This is a genomic window from Rhodovulum sp. ES.010, from assembly GCF_900142935.1.
Taxonomy (GTDB): Bacteria; Pseudomonadota; Alphaproteobacteria; order Rhodobacterales; family Rhodobacteraceae; genus Rhodovulum.
Genome location: NZ_FSRS01000001.1, coordinates 1,214,256 through 1,234,260, shown reverse-complemented (window position 1 = coordinate 1,234,260; position 20,005 = coordinate 1,214,256). Strand labels below are relative to the sequence as shown.

Genomic DNA, 20,005 nt, shown 5'->3' with positions numbered 1-20,005 from the left:
GATTTCTGGACCGGTGATACCGGGGTTGATATGGTCTCGCAAGCGCGCTGGGCGAGGGTGGCCCAAGGGAGCGGGCAATGTCGGACGGCAAGAAGAAATGGGGCCTGTGGACGTGGGTCCTGATCCTGGGCGAGATCGCGATCGTCCTGCTGGTGCTGCGTTGGTTCCTGATGCAGGACCGCGGCGGCGATGAGGCGCGGACGCCCGCGCCGGCCGAACAGGCAGCGGTGGCGCCCGCCGGGGAGAGCGTACCCGTCGGCGGGGGCGAGCGGTTCGACCCGGCCGGGGCGCGGGACGCAACGCAAAGCGGGGCGCGAACGGACGGTGCGACGGATGCGGAGCCGGGCGCAGACGCGCAGCCGCAAGTCCCCGACGCCGCGACCCCGGAACCTCCCAGTTTCGACGTTGTCCGGGTCGACCCGGCAGGCAATGCCCTGATCGCAGGGCGCGCCGAGGCAGGCAGCACGGTGGCGCTTCTGGTCGACGGCACCGAGGCGGCGCGAAGCGATGTCGACGCGGATGGTAGCTTCGCCCTGTTCCTCGACCTGCATCCAAGCGACGAGGCGCGGCGGCTTTCGTTGCGGATGGCGCTCGGCGACGACGAAGCGGTTGTCTCCGGGGCGACCGTGTTCCTGGCGCCGGCCATGCCGCGCCGCGACGCCGCGGCCGGGGAAGGCGCCCAAGCCGGCGACGCGGACGGACAGACCGTGTCCGCCGGCGTTGCCGACGCGGACCCGGAGAGCCCTGCCAAGCGCGCGTCGGACGCGCAGACGGCCGCCACGGGGCCGTCCGCCAGCTCGGAGCCGTCCCCGGCCGGGCCCGCGCCGGTCGAGGCGCCTGGCACTACCGCGCGTTCCGTGCCGAACGAGCGGGCGCGTGCCACCTCGGAGGCGCGCGCGCCGACGGTGCTTCTGTCCGACGCGGGCGGCGTGCGCGTGCTGCAGGCGCCCGAGGCCGACCTGCCGCCGGAAAGCGCCGGCGTTCTGGTCGAGGCGATTTCGTATGATGCCCGGGGCGATGTCGTTCTGTCCGGGCGCGGCGCGCCCGACGGTGTGCTGCGGTTCTACCTCGACAACGCCGCATTGGCGGAGATGCGGATCGGTGCGGAGGGGCGCTGGCGCCAGCGCCTCGAAGGAATCGCGGCCGGGATCTACACCCTTCGCGCCGACCTGCTGAAAGCCGATGGCACCGTCGCGGCCCGGTTCGAGACACCCTTCCAGCGGGTCGCGGCCGACCGCATCGCCGCGCCGAGCGCCGAGGGCGCACCGGATGAGGCCGGCGCACTGGCCAGCTTGGTCACCGTGCAGCCGGGCTACACCCTTTGGGGCATCGCCGACCGGACCTATGGCAGCGGACTCCAGTATGTGCAGATCTTTCGCGCCAATCGCGACCAGATCCGGGACCCCGACCTGATCTATCCCGGGCAGGTCTTCGCGCTGCCCGCGGGTGACTAGGTCACTGGAACCCTCCCTTTCGTTGCGCTAGGTTAACCACCTCCGCTTATCCGAAAGGCTCCCATGCGTCGCGGCAAACGCCCCACGACCGCAGACATTTCCCAGCTCGACCGCGAGCAGGCCTGGCGCACGATCCGCAAGGTGGCCCCCTACCTCTGGCCCGAGGGCGAGGGCTGGGCCAAGCGCCGCGTGGTGCTGGCGCTGGCCGCGCTGGTGCTGGCGAAGGTCGTCTCGGTCCTGACGCCGTTCCTCTACAAGGCGGCCGTCGACAGCCTGACCGGCGAGGGCGCGCCGGACGCGATGCTGATGGCGGTGGGCGCGGTGGGGCTGACGGTGGCCTACGGCATGGCCCGGCTGATGAATGCCGGCTTCCAGCAGTTGCGCGACGCGATCTTCGCGCGGGTCGCACAACGGGCGCTGCGCCGGCTCGCGCTGGAGACCTTCGAGCACATCCATAACCTCAGCTTGCGCTACCACATCACGCGCAAGACCGGCGGGCTCTCGCGCATCATCGAGCGCGGGGTGAAGGGCGTGGAGTTCCTGCTGCGCTTCCTGCTGTTCTCCATCGGCCCCCTCATCATCGAGCTGACGCTCGTGGGCATCGTCTTCGCGGTCGCCTTCGATATCTGGTATCTGGCGGTCGTGGCCGTGGTGATCGCGGCCTATATCCAGTTCACCTTCAAGGTCACGGAATGGCGGGTGAAGATCCGCCGCCAGATGAACGACCAGGATACCGACGCGAACCAGAAGGCGATCGACAGCCTGCTGAACTTCGAGACGGTCAAGTATTTCGGTGCCGAGCGGCGCGAGGCCGAACGCTACGACAGCGCGATGGCAGGCTACGAGGAGGCGGCGGTCAAGACCTCGCTCTCGCTGGCCTTCCTGAATTTCGGCCAGGCGGTGCTGATCACCGGCGGTCTGGTGGGCGTGATGGTCATGGCCGCGATGGGGGTGCAGGCCGGGACGATGACGACAGGCGATTTCGTCATGGTCAACGCCTACATGATCCAGATCACCATGCCGCTCAACTTCCTCGGCACGGTCTATCGCGAAATCCGACAGAGCCTCGTCGACATGGGCGAGATGTTCGCGCTGCTGGAACAGCCCGCCGAGGTGACCGACAAGCCGGGCGCTTCCGATCTGCAGGTGACCGGCGGGCGGGTGGAGTTCCGCGACGTCCGGTTCGGCTACGACCCCGAGCGGCCGATTTTGCACGGTGTGGCCATAGAGGTGCCGGCCGGGCAGAAGGTCGCCATCGTGGGGCCGTCGGGTGCGGGCAAGTCCACCATCGGGCGGCTGCTGTTCCGGTTCTACGACGTGACCGACGGCGCGGTGGCGATCGACGGGCAGGACCTGCGGGACGTCACTCAGGAGTCGCTCCATGCGCAAATCGGCGTGGTGCCGCAGGACACGGTGCTGTTCAACGACACGATCCTCTACAACATCGCCTATGGCCGCCCCGACGCGACGCGGGCCGAGATTGAGGCGGCGGCGCGCGCGGCGAAGATTCATGAGTTCATCGAGGAACTGCCCAAAGGTTACGAGACGCTGGTGGGCGAGCGCGGGCTGAAGCTCTCGGGTGGCGAGAAGCAGCGGGTGGGGATCGCGCGCACGCTTCTGAAGAACCCGCCGATCCTGCTGCTCGACGAGGCGACCTCCGCGCTCGACTCCGAGACCGAGGCGGGCATCCAGGCGCAGTTGAAGGCCATGGGGGAGGGGCGCACCGTCATCGCCATCGCGCACCGGCTGTCGACCATCGTGGATGCCGATGCCATCGTGGTGTTGGAAGGCGGGCGGGTGGTCGAGCGCGGCACCCACGAGGCGCTGGTCGCCCGCGGCGGGCGCTATGCCCGGATGTGGCAGCGCCAGCAGGCCGGCGAGGACGAGGATTTCGAGGCGGCCTAGCCGGCCGCCGCCCGCGCGGTGAAGGCGGCTTCACCCCCGGCGAAGGCGTCGGCGCGGTCCTGCAACTCGCCGTGGTGGGGCGACTTGATGCAGACCGGGTCGGTCGCTGCCGCATCGCCCACCAGGGCCATCGCCTGGCAGCGGCAGCCGCCGAAATCCACCGTCTTGCGCTCGCAACTCCGGCAGGGCTCCTGCATCCATTCGGTGCCTCGGAAGGCATTGAAGGCGGCGCCCTCGTACCAGATCTCGCGCAGCGGTTTCTCCTGCACCCGGTCGAAGTCGAGCGTCGGGATCGTCTGCGCCGCGTGGCATGGGAGCACCAGCCCGTCGGGCGCGACGTTGAGCCCGGTCGAGCCCCAGCCGCCCATGCATTTCTTGGGATAATCCGAGTGGTAGTCGGCGGGCACGTAGTCGATCACCAGCGTCCCCTTGAGCCGCTGACGGGCCTTGGCCACGATGGCATCGGCCTCGCGCGCCTGATCGCGCGTGGGCATGAGCGCGGCCCGGTTCTGCAGGGCCCAGCCGTGGAACTGCACCGTCGCCACCTCGATCCGACGCGCACCCATCTCGACCGCCATCTCGATGGCGCGCGGCAACTGGTGCAGGTTCTGCCGGTGCAAGACCGCGTTCAGCGTCAGCGGAAAGCCGATCTCGCCGATCCAGCGGGCCACGTCCATCTTGCGCGCGAAGCCGCCGCGATAGCCGCCGATCCGGTCGGCCATTTCCGCATCGGTGCCCTGCAAGCTGAGCTGGATATGGTCCAGCCCCGCCGCGTCCAGCTCCTTCAGCCGCCTTTCCGTCAGCCCGATCCCCGAGGTGATGAGGTTGGTGTAAAGCCCCGCCTCGCGCGCCGCCACGACCAGGTCGACCAGGTCGCGCCGGCTCACCGGTTCGCCCCCCGACAGGTGCAGTTGCAGCACGCCCAGGTCCGCCGCCTGCCGGAACACGTCCGCCCAGGTCGCGGTGTCCAGTTCCGCGTCGCGCCGGGTCAACTCCACCGGGTTCGAGCAATAGGGGCAGGACAGCGGGCAGCGGTGGGTCAGTTCCGCCAGCATCGCGATGGGCGGGTTGACGCTCATTTCCGCACCTCCAGGAAACGGCGATCGATCAGCGCGCCGAGGAATCTGCGGCTGTCCTCGGCGATCTCCTCTTGCAGCGCGGCATATCTCGCCGCCAGCCCCGCGGTGATCTGGCCGAAGCTGCGTTCGCCGTCGATTTCCGACAGGATCGCGCGGCCGATCTCGTCCAGGGCGACGGTGCGTTCGGGGGCCAGCAGGACCCAGCCGTCGCGCACACGGTCGAACTGCATCCGCACGCCGCGCGGGATCACGGGGATATCGTCGGCCTCGATCATGACGCCTTGGCCAGCGCCATGCCTTCGCCCGGCACCCAGCCGCCCGGCGGGATGCGGGCCGGTTCCACATAGGCCGAGTAGAGCGCATCGAGTTGCGCCCACAGCACGTCGGTCTTGAAGGTCAGCGCGGCGGCCGCGGCGTCCTGCTTTTCGGCCGTATCGGCATGGTCCAGCACCCAGGCGAGGCCGAACGCCACGTCCTTGGGCGCCTCGCTCAGGCGCTTGCGGAAATAGGACATGCTGACATCGTTGGCGAAATCGTAATTCGCCAGCAGGCCCTCGATCCGTTCGGCGTGGATCTTCGGCGCGAACAGTTCCGTCAGCGAGGACGCCACCGCCTCCAGCAGGGTCTTGTCGCGCACGAAGCGCACATAGGCATCCACCGCGAATTTCGTCGCGGGCAGGATGCCCACCCCCGAGGCCACGTAATCGGGGGCCAGCCCCACCGCCTCGGCCAGTTTCAGCCAGCGCGCGATGCCGCCCTCGTTCTCGGCGGTGCCGTCGTGATCCTTGATCCGGGACCGCCAGGCGCGGCGCAGTTTCGGGTCCTCGACGCGCGACATGAAGGCCGCGTCCTTCATCGGGATGCGCGACTGGTAGTAATAGCGGTTGATGACCCAGGCCCGCACCTGGCCGGGTGTGCAGCGCCCGCCATGCAGCAGGTGGTGGAACGGGTGCTTGTCGTGATAGCGCTCCTCGCCGATCCGGCGCAGCCGGGCCTCGAACTCCTCCCGCGTCTGGGTCATGGGGACACCTCCATTCCGTCCTGTCCGATGATCCACCCGGCGGCCTCGGCCTCGGCGCGTTCGGCCGATCCGGGGTTCAGCACCGGGTTGGTGTTGTTCATGTGCACGAAAACCTTCTTGGCCACGTCCAGATCGGCGAACTCCGCGATCGACCCGTCCGGCCCGCTCATCGAGATATGGCCCATCCGCTTGCCGGTCTTGGCGCCCAGCCCGGCGCGCACCATCTCGTCGTCGCGCCACAGCGTGCCGTCGAAGAATACCAGCGGCGCGCCCCGCAGCCGCCCGCGCAGCCCGTCGTTCAGCGTGGCACAGCCGGGGATATACAGCGCCTCGCCGCCGCCGCCCTCCAGGTGCACGCCCACGGTCTGTTCGCCCACCAGCTCGGTCTCGACCGTCTCGCCCTCCAGGTACAGCGGCACCTTGCCGGGCACGGGGAAAAGCTCCGCCCTCAGCCCCCGCGCCAGGTCGAAGGGCTGGCCCAACGCGACCGTCTCGCGCTCCACCACGCTTTCGTTCAGCGCGGCGAAGATCGGGTTGGCGGCCAGCACCTCGTGAATGCCCGCGGTCGCGAACAGCGTGAAGGCCTGCATCTCGCGCAGCGTGAGCAGCCCCGCAACATGGTCGATATCGCCATTGGTCACCAGCACCGAGGTCAGCGGTACCTCGCGCAGCCCCGTGGGGTGCAGCGCGGCGCAGGCGGCCAGTTGCTGGCGAATGTCGGGCGAGGCGTTCAGGATCGCCCAGTCGCGCCCGTTCGCCGTCACTGCCAGCGAAGATTGGGTCTGCGCGGGGATCGTGCCGGCGCGTGCCATGTCGCACTGCGCGCAGCCGCAATTCCACTGGGGCAACCCGCCACCGGCGGCTGCCCCGAGGATGTGCGCGCGGAATCCCACTCTGGCCTCCGCGCGCCGTCGATCAGAACAGGACGCCGTGATCGTCGCCGCTGTCGGGGCCGTACATGTTGATTTCCATGCCGCACTCGATTTCGCGGACGATCGGTTTCTTCCAAGCCATGGTTTCTTCTCCCTAAAGTTCCCTCAGGATACGCACAGGATCGGCCTTGCGCGCCCACCCGTCAAAAGAATAGTTCTAAGAAATTTTAAAAGGCAATCGCGACCAATGGCTTAGTCCGGCGCGTCCGCGATGGGCTCCAGCACGAAGCCCCGGTTGCGCAGCGTCGTGATCTCGACCCCGAAATTGCGCGCGGGGGCAAGCTTGCGCCGCAGATAGCCGATATAGACGTCGACGACGTTCTCGGAACTGGTGCCTTCGCGCGCCCACAGCCGCGCGAACAGGTCGGCGCGCGACAGGACCTCGCCGGGATGGGTCCAGAGAAGCTCGAACAGGGCGTATTCGCGCTCGGTCAGCGTGACGCTGCGGCCGGGGCCATGGACGGTGCGGGTCGCGGGTTCCAGCCGGAGGCGCGGCGACTCGGTGCGGCGCGCCCGGCGCTCCTGCACCTTGAGGCGGGCCAGGAGTTCGTCGAAGGAAAACGGCTTGGCGATGTAGTCGTCCGCCCCGGCATCGAGCCCGCCGGTCCGGTCCTCGACCTCCGAGAGTGCGCTGAGCATGAGGATCGGTGTGCGGTCCCCCGCGGCCCGGACTTCGCGCACCAGGTCGATGCCGCTGTCCGGGCCGATCATGACGTCGACGATGGCTGCACCGAGGCGTTCGGCGCGGAACCGGTCGCGGGCCTCGGCGACGCGGTGGGCGCAGATCGGACTGTAGCCATGCAGCGCCAGTCCGCGGGCCAGCGCGGCGGTGATCTCGGGGTCGTCGTCGACGATCAGGATTCGCGTTTCGGATTCGGCCATTGCCGGGCTCACTCCTCCGCCAGGGGCAGGCGCAGTTCGACCATCGTGCCGGGGCCGTCGCCGAGCCGCGCCCACCCCGGCACCGGGCTTTCGAGCGCGATCCGCCCGCCCATCTGCTCCACCAGCCACTTCGCGAGCGCCAGCCCGAGGCCGAACCCCGCGCTTCGCCGGCCCGCGCCGCGGTGGAACCGGGTGAAGACCTGCGCGATCTCGTCCGCGGCGACGCCGGGGCCGTTGTCCGCCACGCGCACCACGCCGGCGCCGTCTTCGGCGGTGACGCGCAGCGCCAGCGGGCCGCCCGGACCCGCGTGGCGCACGGCGTTCTGGGCGATCCCGGCGATCACCTGCCGCAGCCAGTCCGGGTCGGCGCTTACCAGGACATCCTCGGTCACAACCATTTCCAGCGCCATGCGTGCCGCGTCGACCTCGGGCCGGATGTCGGCCAGCGCCTCGCGCGCCGCCGCGGCTAGGTCGCAGGGGGCGCATGTCAGCTCAATCCGCCCGCTTTCCGACCGTGCCACGCGCAGCAGGTCGTCGATCCGCCGGTGCAGGCGCTGGGCGCGGGCGTGGATCGTCTCGAATCCGGCGCGCGGATTTCCGGTGCCTTTCAGGCCCAGTTCGGATTCCAGAACGATCACGGTCAGCGGCGTCCGCAGTTCATGCCCGATATCGGCGAAGAAGCGGCGCCGGTCCTCGTCGGTGCGTTCGAGCGCCGCGTTGGCGGCGCGCAGTTCTTCGGTGCGGGCGGCGATCGTTTCGTTCAGCCGCGCCCATTCGCACTCCACCTCTTCGCGCCGCCGGGCCAGGGCGCGGGCAGCGCGGTTGGTTTCGGCGAAAAGGCGGCCGATCTCGTCGGCGCGGTCTTCGGGCAGCGCGAGGTCGAAATCCTGCCGTCCGATTCGCTGCGCGGCCTGGCGGGCAAGGTCGAGCCGGCCGAGCAGCGGCCGAACCAGGCCGAGATAGAAGGTGCCGAACATCGCCACCGCCAGCCCCGAGATGCCAAGCGCCATGAGTGTCAGCCGTCGGCGCAACTCGCCGATGCCGGCGAGGATTCCGTCGCGGATGCGGATCTCGTCCGAGACGGCGGCGTTCAGGAGCGGATCGACCGCCTGCGAAAATCCGGCCAGATAGCCGCGGGCCCGCTCCCTGTCCGTCGCGGGGGCCATCAGCCCCTCATGCGCTGCGGTGAACAGCGCCTCCATGCGCGCGATGGCGATGCTTTGCGTGGCGCGGCGGGATTGTTCGTCCAGCCCCATCGCGCGGGCCTCGGCGACCGCGGTTTCCAGGTCCTGCCGCATATGCGCGAAGGTCCGTTCCAGGCCCCGCGTCACCGGGTCCAGCCGCTGGGCGCGATCCTCGGGCGACAGACCGGTCTGGATAGCCTCCGCCGCGACCACGATGAAGGCCGAGATCTGGCTGGAGAGGACCGAGTAGCGGGCAATGCGCCGCTCGGCGTTCAGCGAGGAGTCGAGCCGGTCGGAGACCTGGCCCATGCCGAAGAGCATCAGCGCGCCCGCAAGGATTGCCACGCAGCCGATCAGCCCCGCGCCAAGGCCGAGCCGCGCCTTGAGCGTGGCGAAGGGGTGCATGGCGCGCCGCTTCGGGAACGGCGCCGCCGCGCCTGCCGCGGGGCTCGGCCCTGTCCTGTTCACGTCCTTCTCCTCCCGGACAGTTCCGCCAGTCTAGGGGGCAACTCGACGAAATGCTGCAAGACGAAAGGCTGAATTGACAGACCTTGGCCCAGCAGCCAGCCGGCCGCGTTGGGGAACGGTCAGCCCGGGCCGTTCACTCCGCCGCGCGCAGGGGGCTGGTGCGCTCGGCGCTTTCGGGCGCATCCCCGGGCGTGGTGTCCGGTTCGGGGCCGTCGGGGGGCAGGTCGGACCACAGCAGTTGCGGCGAGCCGATCCCGCGGGCGGCATGGTTCAGCGCCAGTTCGCGCGCGGCCGCGCTGTCGGGGCCGCCCACCGCTGCGCGGAACCGCCGCGCCGAGCCATAGACGCCGGCCCAGAACCATTCGCGGATCGCCAGCAGCGAGGGCGTGAAGACGAGCGTCAGCATCGTCGCGATGCCCAGCCCGAAGACCACCGCCGTCGCGAGTTGCTTCCACCACAGCGCGGTGGGGCTGTCGACGGTATAGCCGCCGTTCACGAAGTCGAAGCTGACCCCCAGCATCATCGACGACAGCCCCGCCATCGTGGTCACGGTGGTCAGCAGCACCGGGCGCAGCCGCATCTCGACCGTGCGCACGATCGCCTCGATCCGGGGCATGTATTTCGCGTATTCCTGGTAGGTGTCGATCAGCACGATGTTGTTGTTCACCACGATCCCGGCCAGCGCGACGATGCCGGTGCCGGTCATGATGATCGAGAAGGGCTGGTTCATCACCATCATGCCGATCAGCACACCGGTCGTGGACAGCACCACCGCCAGAAGCACCAGAACCGCGTTGTAGACGCTGTTGAACTGCGCCAGCAGGATGATGAACATCAGCCCCAGCGCCGCCCCGAAGGCCTGGCTGAGGAAGGCCGAGGATTCCTGCTGGTCCTCTTGGTCGCCGGTCCATTCCCAGTCGACACCCTGGGGTAACGGATCGGTCTCCAGCCACTCGGTCAGATGTGCGATGCGCTCGTTGGCATTGATCGGCGTGCCTTCGGCATTGGTCAGCCCCGGCGCGACCGCGGCCTTGACCTCGAAATAGCGCTCGCCGTCGATGCGATTGATCCGGCCCACCTTCTCGACCGGCGTGCGGGTGATGAAGTTCGACAGCGGCACCAGCCCCTCGGAGGTGCGGACCTTCAGCGTGTCGAGCGTGGACAACACCCGGTCCTGCTCGGGCAGGCGCGCGCGAATTTCGATCTCCTCGTCCGAGGAGGGCACGCGCATCGTGTCGAGCAGGATGCCGCGGGTGACCAGCTGCACCATCGCCCCCACGGTCGAGGCCGATGCGCCAAACCGGCCGGCGGTTTCGGTGTCGACGTCGATCTGCCAGTCGATGCCCGGCAGCGGCAGGGTGTCCTCGATGTCGCGCAACCCCTCGGTGTCTTCGAAGCGCACGATAGCCGCCTCGGCGGCGGCGGTCAGCGAGTCCCAATCCTCGCCGCGCAGGCGCAGGTGCACGGGCTTGGGCGAGGCCGGCCCCATCGACAGGTTCAGGATCTCGGTCTGGATGCCGGGGAGGCGGGCCAGCTTTTCCTGGATGCGCTCCAGCACGAGATTCCCGTCGAGCTCCGGCCGGTCGGCGCGGTCGTCCCAGGGGATCAGCTCGACCTGCACCTGGCCGATCGTGTCGAGCGGGGGGTTGGCGCCGCCGGTGTTCGAGTTCAGCCCACCCTCGCCGGCGAAGGCGAACACGTTGCGCACGCCGGGTTCGGCCAGCACGATACCCTCGGCCTGGCGCAGCAGTGCGTCCTTCTCGTCGAGCGACAGGTTGCCGCGCGCCCGGACGTAGACCAGCGCCTGTTCGGGTTCGCTTTCGACGAAGAACTCCACGCCGTTGCTGTGGCTCTCGAACGGCTTGTAGCCGCCCAGCGCGGCGCCGGTGAAGTAAAGGAAGACGTGCACGACGAAAGCCAGCACCGTGACCACGGCCACCACGGGCATCACCGGGTTGCCCGCGATGAACTTGATGACATGGCCCACGGGCGTGCGCCGGTAGCCGGCTTTCACGGGTTTTTTCTGCGGATGCTTCAGCGCGTTGATCGCGATGGAGGAGAGCAAGAGACCGGCGATGAACAGAAGCGCGCCAGGCAGAACGTCGGCGATGCCAGCGGCCCCCGCCGAGGGTGCCGGCCAGTCGGGGTTGAGCGTCCGCATCGCCGCGACGAACACCAGCACCAGCGCCGCGACCATCAGCCCGGCGCGCGCGGCCAGCGGCCAGGGCCGCACGCGCGCGGTCATCCGCCACAGGATGCGCGAAAACCGGCCCGACACCCCGCCCACGACCGGCAGGTAGACCAGCGCGACCATCAGGCTGGCCGAGAGCACGAAGATCAGGGTGACGGGCAGCATCCCCATGAACTCGCCCGCGACGCCCGGCCAGAACAGCATCGGCAGGAAGGCGCAGAGCGTCGTGGCCGTGGAACTTACGATGGGCCAGAACATCCGCTTGGCCGCCTCGGCGAAGGCGTGCATCGGGCCCACGCCTTCGGAGATGCGCCGATCGGCGTATTCCACCACCACGATGGCGCCGTCGACCAGCATGCCCACGGCGAGGATCAGCCCGAACATCACGATGTTCGACACCGCCACATCCATCACGCCCAGCAGCACGAAGCACAGCAGGAACGAGGTCGGGATCGCAAAGCCCACCAGCAGCGCCGAGCGGGTGCCCAGGAAGGCCAGCACCACAATCATCACCAGCGCGATGGCGGTCAGGACCGACCCCTCGAGCTGGCGCACCATCGAGTCGACGGTGTGCGACTGGTCGTTCGAGGTGCCGACGATCACCGCCTCGCGCAGGTCCTCGGGCCAGTCGGCGCGCGCGGCTTCGACCTCGTCGCGGATCAGCGCCGCGGTGTCGATGATGTTGAAGCCCTTGCGCTTGACGATCTGCAGGGCCAGCGTCGGCTCACCGTTGAACCGCGCGGTCGAGGTGCGGTCCTCGAAGGTCAGGCGGATGTCTGTCAGGTCGCCCAGCGTCACCACCCGGTCGCCGTTCACCTTGACCGGCAGAGCATAGACGTCCTGCACATCGTCGAAGGAGGAAGGGATCTTGACCGAGAAGGTGCCGCCCGGCGCGTCGACCTCGCCCGCGGCGATCAGCCGGTTGTTGTTCACCACCACGTCGATCAACTCGCCCGCGGTGACGTTGTAGGATTCCAGCCGCAGCGGGTCGATGATCACTTCGACCATCTCGTCGCGCTGGCCCGCAAGCGCGACGTCCAGCACCGGGTCGAGCGATTCCAGCCTGTCCTGCAGGTCCTGCGCCACGCGCAGCAGCGTGCGTTCGGGCAGCGGCCCCGACAGGTTGACGATGATGATCGGGAATTCCGAGAAGTTGATCTCGGTGATCGTGTATTTCTCGGCCCCGCTGGGGAAATTCGCCTCGGCGGTGTTCATCCGGTCGCGCACGTCGGCGATGATTTTGGTCTTGTCCCAGCCGAATTCGAATTCCAGCGCGATGGCGGCGAAGCCTTCGCGCGCGGTCGCCGTCATCGAGTCGAGCCCGTCGAGATCGGCAAGCTCGGTTTCCATCGGTTTGATCAGCAGCTTTTCCGCGTCCTCGGCCGAGATGCCGGGGAAGGGGACCGAAATGAACAGCGCCGGGATCTCGATGTCGGGCTCGCCCTCCTTGGGGAGTTCGACATAGGCCAGTGCGCCCGCGATGATCGACAGGATCACGAAGGCCACGACCATGCGCGCACGGCGCGCGGCCCAGTCGATGATCCCGGTCATCGGCGCGCCTCACGATAGGTCACGTCGAGAGGCACGCCGTCGGTGACGAATTCCTGCCCGACGACGATGATCTCGGCCTCGCCCGGCAGGCCCGCCACCCAGAGCCCGTCCAGCGTGTCGCGCAGCACCTCGATGGCGGCGAATCGGGCCGTGCCGTCCTCGGAGGCCAGCCGCACGCCGATCTGGCCCGCGTCGTTCAGCGTCAGAGCCGATTGCGAGACGAGATGGGCTTTCCGCTCGGGGGTCGCGATGCCGAACTCGGCGCTCTGGCCCGCGCGAATGTTGCCGGCGCCGTTCTCGATCCCGACCTCGACCCGGAAGGTGCGGGTCTGCGGGTCGGCGCGGCGCGCGACGAAGCTGACCTGGCCCATCACCTCTTGCCCCGATGCCAGCCGTCCGCCCGCTATCGCGCCCTCGGAAATCCGGGCGAGCTCGGTCTCGGGGACGAAGCCGACAAGATGGATCGGGTCGAGCTGGAGGACCGTTGCACAGGATGCGCCGGGCTGGAGCAGGGTGCCAAGCTCGGCCGCATCGTCATCGAGCACGCCGGCGAAGGGGGCGGTGATCGTCAGGCGTTCGATCTCGGTCTCGGCGGCGGCGACATTGGTCTCGGCGGTGCGAAGGGCCGTTTGGGCGGCTTCCAGCCCGGCCGTGGCCGAGGCCAAGCCCGCTTCGGCGGTCGACACGGCGGCGGCGGTGCCGGCCACGCGCGTTTCCGAGGCGAATCCGCCTTCCGAGAGCCGCCGCGCGGCACGGTCGTTGATCTTGGCCTCGTTCAGCTGCGCCTCGGCCTGGGTGACGGCGGCGCGCGCCTCGGGCACGCGCGCCCGCGCCTCGGCCAGCGCGGCGCGGGCCTGGGCAAGCGTCGCGGGGCGGGTGCCGGGGTCGAGTTCGCACAGCGTCTCGCCCGCTTCCACCCGCGCGCCCTTTCGCAGCGGCTCGGAGATCACCCGGCCTGTCGTCTCGGCCCGCACCTCGACCTCGCGCGCGGCCTGGGTCTCTCCGCGCACCATGACCGCGCCCTGCATGCTGCGGGCGGTGCTCTTCTCGACGACGACCGACACCCGGCGTTCGGTCGCGTGCTGAACGGCTTCCGTGGGGGGCGGCGCAGGCTCGGCCCCCGCGAACGCCATGACACGCTCGCGTTCCATGAGCAACAGGTAGAGCGAAAGCATCACCAGCAGCGCGGTGAGAATCGAAATCCAGCGCATTCGGGCGTCGCCCCTCCCGTCGACTGCCGCCCGGCGCCGTGCCTTCGGTCCCGCGGAACAGGGCGCCCGGGCGGTGATGTGGGACCTTGTGATGCAATTGGCTGAACCAACTGGTCCAAAATAGGGGTTTGCCCGGTCTCTGGCAAGCCGGTCCTCCCAAGGTCCTCCGGGGCTTGGCAATGCGGCGCGCGCTGCGCTAAGAGGGGCTCCAGCCGCGCCCCGATCCCCAAGCGAGACAGCATGAGCAACCCCGACAGTTTCATCGAGGAAGTCACCGAGGAAGTGCGCCGCGACCGGCTGTTCGGCTGGATGAAGCGTTACGGCTGGATCGCGGTGCTGGCCGTGCTGCTGATCGTCGGCGGCGCGACCTGGCGGGAATGGCGCGAGGCGCGGGCGCAGGCCGAGGCGCGGGCGCTGGGCGATGCGATCCTCGCCGCGCTGGAGGCACCGACCGCGGCCGAACGGGCGGACACCCTGTCGGCGCTGCCCGTCGAGGGCGAGGCGGATGCGCTGGTCACGCTGCTCGCCGCCGGCGAGACCGGCGAAGGCGTGCGCCGCGACGAGTCGGTTGAAGCCCTTCGGGCGGTTGCGAACGATGCTGCGCTGCCGCTGCACTACACCCAGTTGGCGGCGCTCAAGATGGTCATGCTCCAGGGGCGCGAGGCCGACCCGCAGGCGCGGCTCCAGACGCTCGCGCCGCTGGCCGAGCCGGGGCGCCCCTACCGGGCGCCTGCACTGGAACAGATGGCGCTCGCCGAGATCGACGCCGGGAACGCGGAGACCGCGCTGGGGCATCTGCGCATGATCGTCGACGGGGCGGGCGCGTCGGCGGGCTTGCGTCAGCGGGCCAGTCAGTTGATTGTGGCCCTCGGGGGCGCGCCGGCGGGCGGCTGACCCGCCCCTCAGAGGCAAGGCAAGAGGACTCGTGCGTTGAAAGTCGGTCTGGTAGTCGGAACGCTCGCGGCGGTGACACTGCTCGCCGGGTGCGGCGACAGGGAGTTGATCCTGCCCGGTGAGCGTCTCGGCGTGCGCGAGGCGCTGGGCGTCGGCCCCGAGGCGGCGCCCGCTGCCGGGTCCGAGTCCACCGCCCGCGCGATCCGCCTGCCCCCCGCTGTGGTGCGCGCCGACTATGCACAGCCCGGCGGAAGTGCGACCCATCTGCCTGAACACGCGGCGTTTTCCACGCATCCCACCCGGGTATGGAGCGTCGATATCGGCCAGGGGAATACCCGTCGGCACCGGATCACCGCTATGCCCGTCGTGGCCGGCGGCGCGGTCTTCACGCTCGACTCGCAAAGCCGCGTCACGGCCGTGTCGACGGGCGGGCAGACGCTGTGGACCGCCGACCTGACCCTGCCCTCGGAGCGCAGCGCCGACGCGTCGGGCGGGGGGCTGGCCGTCGGTGGGGGCCGGCTGTTCGCCACAACGGGGTTCGGTACGCTGGTGGCGCTCGACCCGGCGACCGGCGCCGAGCTCTGGACCCAGCGCACCGACGCGCCGGTGACCGGCGCGCCGGCCTATCGCGACGGGCTGGTCTATGTCGTCAGCCGCGACAATCGCGCCTGGGCCGTCAAGGCCGACAATGGCCGTTTGCAATGGCAACTTCCCGGCACGCCCACGCCCTCGGGCCTGCTCGGCGCAGCGGCGCCGGCGATCTCCGACCGGCTGGCGATCTTCCCGTTCGGCTCCGCCGAACTGGTGGCGACGCTGCGCCAGTCGGGCGTGCGCGTCTGGCAGGCTTCGGTCGCGGGCGAACGGCGCGGCTTCGTCTACGCGACCGTGAGCGACATCATCGCCGACCCCGTGATCGCGGGCGACGTGGTCTATTCCGGCAACCAGTCCGGCCGCGCCGTGGCGCTCGACGCCAATTCCGGCGAGCGGCTCTGGACCGCGGAGGAGGGGGCCTATGGTGCGCTTCTGCCGGTGGGGGGGGCGGTCTTCATGGTCTCCGATCAGGCCGAGCTTGTGCGGCTCGACGCGGAGACGGGTGCGGTGATCTGGACGCGCGAGTTGCCCTATTTCAAGCGCGAGCGTTCCAAGCGCTGGAAGGCGGTCCATGCCCATTACGGGCCGGTGCTGGCCGGCGGGCGCCTCTGGGTCGCCTCCGATGACGGGCTTCTGCGCGCCTTCAGCCCCGAAAGCGGCGCCGAGACGGGCGCCGTGGAACTGCCCGGCGGTGCGGCGACGCGGCCGGCGGTTGCGGGGGGCACGCTCTACGTCGTGTCAACGCCGGGCCAACTCCACGCTTTCCGCTGAACCGCGATTGGTGTAGGCGGGCGGCTCCATCCGTCCGGAGTGCCGTGAGATGAGCTTCACCCTCGCCATCGTGGGCCGGCCCAACGTGGGCAAGTCCACGCTGTTCAACCGTCTCGTCGGCAAGCGCGTGGCGCTGGTCGACGACCAGCCCGGCGTGACGCGCGATTTGCGCGAGGGCGAGGCGCGGCTGGGCGACCTGCGCTTCACGGTGATCGACACGGCGGGGCTGGAGGAGGTCACCGACGAGAGCCTGCAGGGCCGGATGCGCGCGCTGACCGAGCGTGCGGTGGGCATGGCCAATGCCTGCCTGTTCCTGATCGACGCGCGGGCGGGCGTGCTGCCCGCCGACGAGGTCTTCACCGACATCCTGCGCCGCAAATCCGCCCGCGTGATCCTGGGCGCCAACAAGTCCGAGGGCACCGCCGCGGAGGCCGGGGTGCTGGAGTCCTATGCCCTGGGCCTGGGTGAGCCCGTGCGCCTCTCGGCGGAGCACGGCGAGGGGATGAGCGATCTCTACACCGCGCTCGCGCCGCTGATCGAAGAGGCCGAGGCCCGCGAGATCGAGGAGGCCGCACCGGAAACCGATGTCGAGGTCGACGAGGACGACGCCGAGGAGGGCCCCCGCGTACCGACCGCGGCGCGCCCGCTGCAGATCGCGGTCGTCGGCCGGCCGAACGCGGGCAAGTCGACGCTGGTCAACGCGATTCTCGGCGAGGACAGGCTGCTTACGGGGCCCGAGGCTGGCATCACCCGCGATGCGATCTCGGTTGCGCTCGACTGGCAGGGCACGCCGGTGCGCATCTTCGACACGGCGGGCATGCGCAAGAAGGCGCGTGTGCAGGACAAGGTCGAGAAACTTTCGGTGGGCGATGCGCTGCGCGCGGTGAAATTCGCCGAGGTCGTGGTTGTGCTGCTGGACGGCCAGGCGCCGTTCGAGGTGCAGGACCTCAAGATCGCCGATCTGGCCGAGCGCGAAGGGCGCGCCGTCGTCGTCGCCGTCAACAAGTGGGACCTCGAAACGGACCGGCAAGGGCGGTTGCGCGCGTTGAAAGAGCAGTTCGCTCATGTCCTGCCGCAGCTTCGCGGGGCGCCGCTGGTCACCGTCTCGGCGCTGACCGGGCGCGGGCTCGACCGGCTGCACGATGCGGTGATGTCGGCCTATGGCGTGTGGAACCGGCGGGTGTCCACGGCCAAGCTCAATCGCTGGCTCGCCGGCATGGTGGAGGTGCACCCGCCCCCCGCACCGGGCGGCCGCCGCATCCGGTTGCGTTACATGACCCAGGCCAAGACGCGGCCGCCGGGCTTCGTGGTGATGTGCTCCAACCCGGAAAAGCTGCCCGAAAGCTATCGCCGCTACCTCATCAACGGGCTGCGCGAGGATTTCGACATGCCCGGCACGCCGATCCGGCTGACCTTCCGCGGGCAGGGCCACCAGAACCCGTTCAAGGGCCGCAAGAAAAAGACGCCCTCGCGGCTGCGCAAGCACCTGGGGAAGAAACCGCTCGACGGCTAGGTGCCCCGGATTTCGTCCCGTGTTTCGGGCCTTTGGCGCTTTTCCGTCGATGGCACCCGCGGTCGGAGACCGGCGGTTGCGCCGGACCCTTGCGCGGCCCGCGCGGCGCGATCAAATGCCCGACCGGAGGCATGTGAGCCTTCGACGCGGCGCACCTTGCCGGGCCGCCCCGGGAGTGAGCAAGACCAAGATGAAGACGTTCGTTCCGACCCTTCTCGCCGCCGCAATCGCCGCCACTGGAGCGGGCATTATTCCCGCCGAATGAGGTCCGGGCGCGTCTGCGCGCCTTCTGTCAGGCGAGCCCCCGGCACCTGTCCGGGGGCTTTGCGTCTGGGCGATTCAGGTCGCCGCCCGCACCGACAGCAGGCCGATCAGCACCGCGCCGGCAATCGCGGCGAAGGCCACGATCGGCGCTGTCGTGGCATTGGCGACCACGACGCCGATCAGAGCCCAGATCAGTGCGCCCCCGTATTCGGGCGCGCGGTCCAGCGCGAGCAGCACCGCCGCCCCCGTCACCAGCGCGCCGGCCAGCGCGATCAGCGCCCAGACCACCGGCCCGAACAGGACGCCAAATCCCGCGCCCAGCAGCCCGACCGAGACCCAGCTCGCCGCCGTCAGCCACCCGGCATAGACCGCCACCGGCGCCTGGAAGGTCCAGCGGTCGATATAGGGCGTGCGTGCGAGCGCGATCAGCGCCATGGCCAGCATCCACCACAGCAACACCGAGGCCCAGACCGGCGAGAGTTGCGCCACCCCGATCCAGGCCGCCCCCGGCGCGAGCGAGAGGATCAGAGGCAGGCGCGCCGGCTCCCAAGCCTCGTCCTTGGCCCGCAGGAACAGCCCCACGCCGGCCGAGATCAGCAGCCACAGGTAGATCAGTCCCCAGATGCCGAAGGCATAGCCCGCGGGCTGCACCGGCGGGTCGTCCTGCGGCACCGGGAACTGGCCCGGATCGAACCCGGTGAAGCCGCCCGACACCAGCGGCGACAGCACGAAGAAGACCGTGGCGACGAACACGAAGATGGCCTTGACCGGGTCCATCACGAAAGCTCTCCGGCCGGCGTTAGCGTGGTCTTGCCGCCGAGCCACGGGGCGAGCGTCTCCGGCAGCGTCACCGAGCCGTCCTCCTTTTGTCCGTTCTCCAGCACCGCGATCAGGCAGCGTCCCACCGCCACGCCCGAGCCGTTCAGCGTGTGCACGTAGTCGGGCTTGCCGCCGCCCTCGGGCCGGAAGCGGGCGTTCATCCGCCGCGCCTGGAAGTCGCCGCAGAGCGAAACGCTGGAGATCTCCCGGTAGGTGTCCTGCCCCGGCAGCCAGACCTCGATGTCATGGGTGATGCGTGCGCCGAAGCCCATGTCGCCGGTGCAAAGCATGACGGTCCGGTAGGGCAGGCCCAGTCGTTCCAGGATGCCTTCGGCACAGCGCGTCATCCGCTCGTGTTCCTCGCGGCCCTTCTCGGGGTGGGTGATCGACACCATCTCGACCTTCTCGAACTGGTGCTGGCGCAGCATGCCGCGGGTGTCCTTGCCCGCGCTGCCGGCCTCCGACCGGAAGCAGAGCGAATGGGCGGTCATCCGGCGGGGCAGGTCGGGGGCGTTCAGGATGTCACCAGAAACGGTGTTGGTCAGCGTCACCTCCGAGGTCGGGATCAGCCACCAGCCCTCGCGCGTCTGGTAGCTGTCCTCGCCGAACTTCGGCAACTGGCCCGTGCCCACCATCATCTCCTCGCGCACCAGCACCGGCGCGTTCACCTCGGTCAGTCCGTTTTCGGTCGTGTGGGTGTCCAGCATGAATTGGGCAAGCGCCCGATGGATTCGGGCGACGGCCCCCGTCAGCACCACGAAGCGCGCGCCCGACAGCTTGGCCGCGGTCTCGAACGCCATGCCCGGCTGGACGCCCGCGATGTCGAAATGCTCCCGGGGCTTGAAGTCGAACCCGCGCGGGGTGCCCCAGCGGCGGAGTTCGACGTTGTCGCCTTCGTCGGCGCCGTCGGGCACATCGTCCAGCGGCAGGTTGGGCAGGCGCATCAGCAGGTCGTCGAGCTTCGCGTCCTCGGCCTTCGCCTCGTCTTCCAGCCGGGCGATCTCGTCCTTCTTCTTGGCGACCAGCGCGCGCAACCGCTCGAACGCGGCCTCGTCGCCCGCCGCCTTGGCCTGGCCGACCTCCTTGGACGCCGCGTTCCGCGCGGCCTGGGCCTCTTCCGCGGCCTGAATCTTGGTCCGGCGGGCGGCATCGATGGCAAGAATCTCGGCCGAGGCTGGCGCCACGCCCCGCCGGGCCAGCGCGGCGTCGAAGGCGTCCGGGTTCTCGCGGATGGCGCGGATATCGTGCATTTGGGGCCTCCTCGACAGGACTCTG

The 20,005-nt window shown here is 69.6% G+C and carries 16 protein-coding genes; 5 read left to right on the top strand and 11 right to left on the bottom strand.

Annotated features, from left to right (window positions below; genetic code table 11):
- Positions 1-77: 77 nt before the first annotated feature.
- Both BUR28_RS06160 and BUR28_RS06155 read left to right on the top strand, forming a co-directional pair.
- Complete coding sequence (locus BUR28_RS06160; protein ID WP_074219324.1) at positions 78-1,454, top strand: LysM peptidoglycan-binding domain-containing protein; 1,377 nt, start codon at positions 78-80, stop codon at positions 1,452-1,454.
- A gap of 63 nt (positions 1,455-1,517) precedes the next feature.
- On the top strand, positions 1,518-3,359 hold the full coding sequence (locus tag BUR28_RS06155) for an ABCB family ABC transporter ATP-binding protein/permease (protein WP_074219323.1): 1,842 nt from the start codon (positions 1,518-1,520) through the stop codon (positions 3,357-3,359).
- Here BUR28_RS06155 and pqqE read toward each other — a convergent pair.
- From pqqE to BUR28_RS06110, 9 genes are all read right to left on the bottom strand, one after another.
- Positions 3,356-4,438: a pyrroloquinoline quinone biosynthesis protein PqqE gene (gene pqqE / locus BUR28_RS06150; protein ID WP_074219322.1), complete on the bottom strand. Its 1,083-nt coding sequence runs from the start codon at positions 4,436-4,438 to the stop codon at positions 3,356-3,358. The two genes, BUR28_RS06155 and pqqE, sit on opposite strands and share 4 nt — an antisense overlap.
- On the bottom strand, positions 4,435-4,713 hold the full coding sequence (gene pqqD / locus BUR28_RS06145; RefSeq protein ID WP_074219321.1) for a pyrroloquinoline quinone biosynthesis peptide chaperone PqqD: 279 nt from the start codon (positions 4,711-4,713) through the stop codon (positions 4,435-4,437). Before pqqD ends, pqqE begins: the two co-directional genes overlap by 4 nt.
- Positions 4,710-5,459, bottom strand: coding sequence for a pyrroloquinoline-quinone synthase PqqC (gene pqqC / locus BUR28_RS06140; protein ID WP_074219320.1), 750 nt, complete (start codon positions 5,457-5,459; stop codon positions 4,710-4,712). The genes pqqD and pqqC overlap by 4 nt, the downstream gene beginning before the upstream one ends.
- On the bottom strand, positions 5,456-6,352 hold the full coding sequence (pqqB, locus tag BUR28_RS06135) for a pyrroloquinoline quinone biosynthesis protein PqqB (protein ID WP_074219319.1): 897 nt from the start codon (positions 6,350-6,352) through the stop codon (positions 5,456-5,458). The genes pqqC and pqqB overlap by 4 nt, the downstream gene beginning before the upstream one ends.
- 22 nt (positions 6,353-6,374) lie before the next feature.
- On the bottom strand, positions 6,375-6,473 hold the full coding sequence (gene pqqA, locus BUR28_RS06130; RefSeq protein ID WP_074219318.1) for a pyrroloquinoline quinone precursor peptide PqqA: 99 nt from the start codon (positions 6,471-6,473) through the stop codon (positions 6,375-6,377).
- 110 nt (positions 6,474-6,583) lie between these two features.
- On the bottom strand, positions 6,584-7,273 hold the full coding sequence (locus tag BUR28_RS06125; protein WP_074219317.1) for a response regulator transcription factor: 690 nt from the start codon (positions 7,271-7,273) through the stop codon (positions 6,584-6,586).
- A gap of 8 nt (positions 7,274-7,281) precedes the next feature.
- On the bottom strand, positions 7,282-8,925 hold the full coding sequence (locus BUR28_RS06120) for a sensor histidine kinase (protein ID WP_254813694.1): 1,644 nt from the start codon (positions 8,923-8,925) through the stop codon (positions 7,282-7,284).
- A 133-nt stretch (positions 8,926-9,058) separates the two neighbouring features.
- Positions 9,059-12,667: an efflux RND transporter permease subunit gene (locus BUR28_RS06115; protein WP_074219315.1), complete on the bottom strand. Its 3,609-nt coding sequence runs from the start codon at positions 12,665-12,667 to the stop codon at positions 9,059-9,061.
- Positions 12,664-13,878 (bottom strand): efflux RND transporter periplasmic adaptor subunit, encoded by a 1,215-nt coding sequence (locus tag BUR28_RS06110; protein WP_074219314.1) that lies wholly within the window; start codon positions 13,876-13,878, stop codon positions 12,664-12,666. Before BUR28_RS06110 ends, BUR28_RS06115 begins: the two co-directional genes overlap by 4 nt.
- Before the next feature lie 240 nt (positions 13,879-14,118).
- On the opposite strand from BUR28_RS06110, the gene BUR28_RS06105 reads away from it, so the two are divergent.
- Genes BUR28_RS06105 through der form a run of 3 tightly spaced genes read left to right on the top strand, consistent with a single transcriptional unit; the run spans position 14,119 to position 17,647 of the window.
- Positions 14,119-14,772: a hypothetical protein gene (locus tag BUR28_RS06105; RefSeq protein ID WP_074219313.1), complete on the top strand. Its 654-nt coding sequence runs from the start codon at positions 14,119-14,121 to the stop codon at positions 14,770-14,772.
- A gap of 36 nt (positions 14,773-14,808) precedes the next feature.
- Complete coding sequence (locus BUR28_RS06100; protein WP_074219312.1) at positions 14,809-16,134, top strand: PQQ-like beta-propeller repeat protein; 1,326 nt, start codon at positions 14,809-14,811, stop codon at positions 16,132-16,134.
- 49 nt (positions 16,135-16,183) lie between these two features.
- On the top strand, positions 16,184-17,647 hold the full coding sequence (gene der / locus BUR28_RS06095) for a ribosome biogenesis GTPase Der (protein WP_074219311.1): 1,464 nt from the start codon (positions 16,184-16,186) through the stop codon (positions 17,645-17,647).
- Positions 17,648-17,986: 339 nt separating this feature from the next.
- Here the strand turns inward: der and BUR28_RS06090 are convergent, their stop codons facing one another.
- Both BUR28_RS06090 and serS read right to left on the bottom strand, forming a co-directional pair.
- Entirely contained in the window at positions 17,987-18,688 is a 702-nt protein-coding gene (locus BUR28_RS06090) for a hypothetical protein (protein ID WP_074219310.1), read from the bottom strand.
- Positions 18,688-19,980 carry a serine--tRNA ligase gene (serS, locus tag BUR28_RS06085; protein WP_074219309.1) on the bottom strand — a complete coding sequence of 431 codons (1,293 nt, stop codon included), beginning with the start codon at positions 19,978-19,980 and terminating at the stop codon, positions 18,688-18,690. Before serS ends, BUR28_RS06090 begins: the two co-directional genes overlap by 1 nt.
- Positions 19,981-20,005 lie beyond the last annotated feature (25 nt).